Source organism: Pseudomonas sp. GM84 (assembly GCF_000282535.1).
Lineage (GTDB): Bacteria > Pseudomonadota > Gammaproteobacteria > Pseudomonadales > Pseudomonadaceae > Aquipseudomonas.
On sequence record NZ_AKJC01000293.1, the window covers coordinates 1 to 4,010 of the forward strand.

Annotated in this window: 4 protein-coding genes; 2 read left to right on the plus strand and 2 right to left on the minus strand. The window is 66.6% G+C overall.

The features are described from left to right. The first annotated feature begins 205 nt into the window (after positions 1–205). Entirely contained in the window at positions 206–1,639 is a 1,434-nt protein-coding gene (gene pdxR, locus PMI38_RS21085; protein ID WP_008098491.1) for a MocR-like pyridoxine biosynthesis transcription factor PdxR, read from the plus strand. Here the strand turns inward: pdxR and PMI38_RS21090 are convergent. Together PMI38_RS21090 and PMI38_RS21095 are read right to left on the minus strand one after the other, a co-directional pair. Beyond that, on the minus strand, positions 1,632–2,828 hold the full coding sequence (locus PMI38_RS21090) for a CynX/NimT family MFS transporter (protein ID WP_008098493.1): 1,197 nt from the start codon (positions 2,826–2,828) through the stop codon (positions 1,632–1,634). The genes pdxR and PMI38_RS21090 overlap by 8 nt on opposite strands. Beyond that, entirely contained in the window at positions 2,825–3,283 is a 459-nt protein-coding gene (locus tag PMI38_RS21095) for a nucleoside deaminase (RefSeq protein ID WP_008098496.1), read from the minus strand. The genes PMI38_RS21090 and PMI38_RS21095 overlap by 4 nt, the downstream gene beginning before the upstream one ends. Positions 3,284–3,483: 200 nt before the next feature. Here PMI38_RS21095 and PMI38_RS21100 point away from each other — a divergent pair, with 200 nt between their 5' ends. Beyond that, positions 3,484–3,921 carry a carboxymuconolactone decarboxylase family protein gene (locus PMI38_RS21100; RefSeq protein WP_008098498.1) on the plus strand — a complete coding sequence of 146 codons (438 nt, stop codon included), beginning with the start codon at positions 3,484–3,486 and terminating at the stop codon, positions 3,919–3,921. Positions 3,922–4,010: the final 89 nt, after the last annotated feature.

The following is a 4,010-nucleotide window of genomic DNA, read 5'->3' on the forward strand; positions in this document are numbered from 1 at the left end:
CGGCCTCCTGAAGTCGCAATTTGCGGTGCCTGAACTACCGCGCGCTTAAAAGCAAAAAGCAAAAAGCAAAAAGCAAAAAGCAAAAGCGAAAAACAGAATCGCGTTGTGCTTATGAGGGGATGCTTTGACATCGACCTGCGTGAGGGCAGCGGTAGAATTCAATAAAAATCCGCTATTCTCAGCACTCCTGCGCCCGGACCCCACCATGGAACTGCACATCCGCCTCGAAGGCCGCAAAGGCCTGGCCGACCAGCTCTACCAACAGCTGCGCGCCGGCATCGACAGCGGCCACCTGGCCGCCGGCTCCCAGCTACCCCCTACCCGCCTGCTGGCCGAGCAGCTGGGCGTGTCACGCAAGACCGTGGCCGAAGCCTACTCACGCCTGACCTACGACAACCTGCTCAGCGGCGTGGTCGGCCGCGGCACGTTCATTACCCCACGCCAACCCGTGCGCAGCAACGAAGCCCAGACAGTCCCCCTGGCCGCAGCCGCCTCGCTGGGCCGCTGGCAACAGCGCGCCACGGTATTGGCAAGGCGCACCCAGGAAGCCCCGTCGCGCTACGACTTCGTCGGCGGCGCCTCGATCAAGTCGCAGTTCCCCTTCGACCAGTGGCGCAGCTGCCTGAACTACGCCCTGCGCCGCAGCCAGCGCCACCCCGAGCGACAGTTCACCGCCCAGGGGCTGCCGGAACTGCGCGAGGCCATCGCCCACCACGTTGCCTACACGCGAGGCGTGCACTGCAACCCAGCCGACGTACTGGTGTGCAACGGCGCCCAGCAGGCCCTGGACCTGATCGCCCGGGTACTGATCGAACCCGGCTGCCCGGTGGCCATGGAAGACCCCGGCTACCCGCCAGCGCGGCAGCTGTTTCTGGCATTGGGTGCAAAACTGCAATCCGTGCCTGTGGATGACGAAGGCCTGTGCGTGGAGCAGATCGCCGACGGCACCCGGCTGATCTACGTGACACCTTCGCACCAGTTTCCCCTCGGCATGCCGATGAGCATCCAGCGCCGCCAGGCCCTGCTGGCCCGGGCCGCCGAGCTCGGCGCGCTGATCATCGAAGACGACTATGACTGCGAGTTTCGCTACCAGGGCCCGGCAGCGGATGCCCTGCAACGGCTCGACCGTCAGGGGCTGGTGGCCTATGTCGGGACGTTCTCGAAAACCCTGCTGCCGGAACTGCGCCTGGGCTATGCCGTGCTGCCACCGGCCGTGCTCGAAGCGGCCTGCGTGGCCAAGCACCTGAGCGACTGGCACAGCCCCACCCTGCTGCAATGGGCACTGGCGCGCTTCATCGGCGAAGGCCACCTGAACAAGCACATTCGCCGCTGCCATGACATCTACAGTGCCCGGCGCGAGCGCATCCTCACCCGCCTGGACGGTGACCTGGCACCCTGGTTCAAAGCGATACCGGCCAGTGCCGGGTTTCACCTCAGCGCACTGGCGCAGCCTGGCGTGGATGTCGAGCTGCTGGCCAACCTCGCACGCAAGGTGGAGGTCGGCCTTTACTCGCTGGCGCCGTTCTTCGACGAAGCGCCTGTGCGCCCTGGGTTGCTGCTGGGCTTCGGCGCCATCGAACTGCTGGACATCGACCCGGCACTGGACCGGGTCCGCGACACCCTGCAGCGCCTCAGTTGACGGCAGCCGCCTGGCCGCCCTGCCCTCGCCGGGCAATGGCGGCAGCGTAACCACGCGGGGCAAAGCAGGTGGTGACCAGCAGCATGGCCAGCACGGTGACGGTCAACAGCGTCCACGAAGCCTGGAAATCGCCGCTCACGTCACGCAGCCAACCGGTGATGTACGGCACGATCCCGGTGATGATGAACCCGACCCCCTGCACGAACGCCGCGAGGCTGCCCGCCTCTGCCGGCGTCTTCAGATGTTCCAGGGTCAAGGTGAGGCTCAGGCTGAAGCAAGCCCCCAGGCCAAAACCGATCATCGCCACCCAGACGCCCATGGCCCCGTTCGGCGCCAGCAACAAGCCAAGGAAGCCCGCCAGCTGGATCGCCAGCGCCAGCCACAGCCCTGGCCGACGATCCGCCCAGCCGCGCAGCAACAATGGCAGGCCCAGCGCACCGGCCACCTGGAAAATGGTCATCAGCCCCACCAGGTCACCACCGCCCTGGGCCGTGCCGCCATGCTCCAGATGGTAGGCCGGCAACCAGGCGACCATGCTGGTGTAGCCCCCGTTGATCAGGCCGAAGTACAACGCCAGCAGCCATGCCCGACGCGTGCCGAACCAGTGGCCACCGGCAGCGCCGGCCAGTTTTGGCGCAGCATCACGCGGGCGCAGCATGGCCCAGGCCAGCACCGCCAGCAGTGCCGGCATTGCCCATACCCCAAGGCCCGCCTGCCAGTGACCAAAGTGCCCGCTGATGTGCGGCCCCAGCACTGCGGCCAGCCCGCCGCCACTCATCAGTGCAGCCGAATACAGGCCCATGGCCGCGGCCAGGCGGCCGGGGAACCAGCGATTGACCAAGCCGGGCATCATGCCCTGCACCACCGCCGCGCCAAGGCCCGCCAGCACTGCACTGGCGAGCAGTGCCCAGGCGCTGTCCAGCTGCAGGCGCCACAGGCAGGCCAGGGCAATGGCGGCGAGGCCGCCGAGCATGCCGCCATGCTCGCTGATCCAGCGCCGCAGCCAGGGCTGCAGCAACGGCACCAGGCCCATGCACAGCACCGGTAGCGCCGTCAGCAGCGCGGCTTGCTGGTAGCCCAGGCCGGTGCTGGTGCGCATCGGTTCGAGCAACGGCCCGATGCTGGTCAGGATCGGCCGCAGGTTCAGGGCCAGCAGCACCACCAACAGCAAGTTCAACGGCCCTCTCATTGCGCGTTCGCCTGCTTCCATTGCAGGTACAGGTCTGCCTCCCCTGCGGGCTTGAGCGGACGCAACGGCAGGCTCTGCTGCTGCGGCGGGCGGGCCATCTGCGCATACACAGCGGCGGTGGACAGGCCATAGGGCTCGCCTTCGTCGTTGTCGTAGGCGAACCAGGCGCGCTCGATGCCGCACAGGTGCATGGCTGCCAGGCACATTGGGCAGGGATGGCCAGTGGCATAGATTTCGGCACCGTCCAGGCGCGTACGGCCCAAGGCCTGGGCGGCCTTGCGGATGGCCTGCAGCTCGGCGTGGGCAGTCGGGTCCTGGGTGCTGTGGATCTCGTTGACGGCGCGGGCGATCACCTGGCCCTGGTACACCAGCACGGCGCCGAAGGGCCGTCCACCGGCCTGGATATTGGCGCGGGCCAGGTCGAGGGCTTCGCGCATGTAGCGTTCTTCGGACATGAATCGGATCTCCTGGTGCAAGACCCGGTCATTATCCCGCCTCCTCGGGCCGGGCTGAAATGAAGAGATTGGATGCCTGTCAGTGGCCTCCTTAATGGCCCTGATTGGCCTCCTGGCAAAGCGCGTGATTGGCTATCGGGCCGCAGGGCGGGCGGCGTTAAGGTAGTGCCATGTCCACACTGAATCCCTCGGAGAACACCATGCACAACCGTATCGAATGGGCCAAACACTCGCCTGAAGCCTACAAGGCCATGGTCGGCCTGGAGCAGGCCCTGGCCAAGAGCGGCCTGGAGAACTCGCTGCTGGAGCTGGTGCGCCTGCGTGCGTCGCAGATCAACGGCTGCGCCTATTGCGTGAACATGCATGCCAATGACGCGCGCAAGGCTGGCGAGACCGAAGCGCGGTTGCAGACGCTGAGCGTGTGGCAGGAAACCCACTACTTCACCCCGCGTGAGCGTGCGGCGCTGGCCTGGGTCGAGTGCTTGACCCGCCTGCCCGAGCGCGGCGCGCCGCAGCCGGAGTACGAGGCGCTGCAACAGCACTTCGAGCCGGCGGAGGTGGTCAACCTGACCCTGGCGATTGCCACCATCAATGCCTGGAACCGGTTTGGTGTTGGCTTTGCGATGGTGCCGGCCTGATCGATAGTCGCTTGTCAGTGACGGCCCTATCGCCGGCAAGCCGGCTCCCACAGCTACTGCAACAATGCGGATACCTGTGGGAGCCGGCT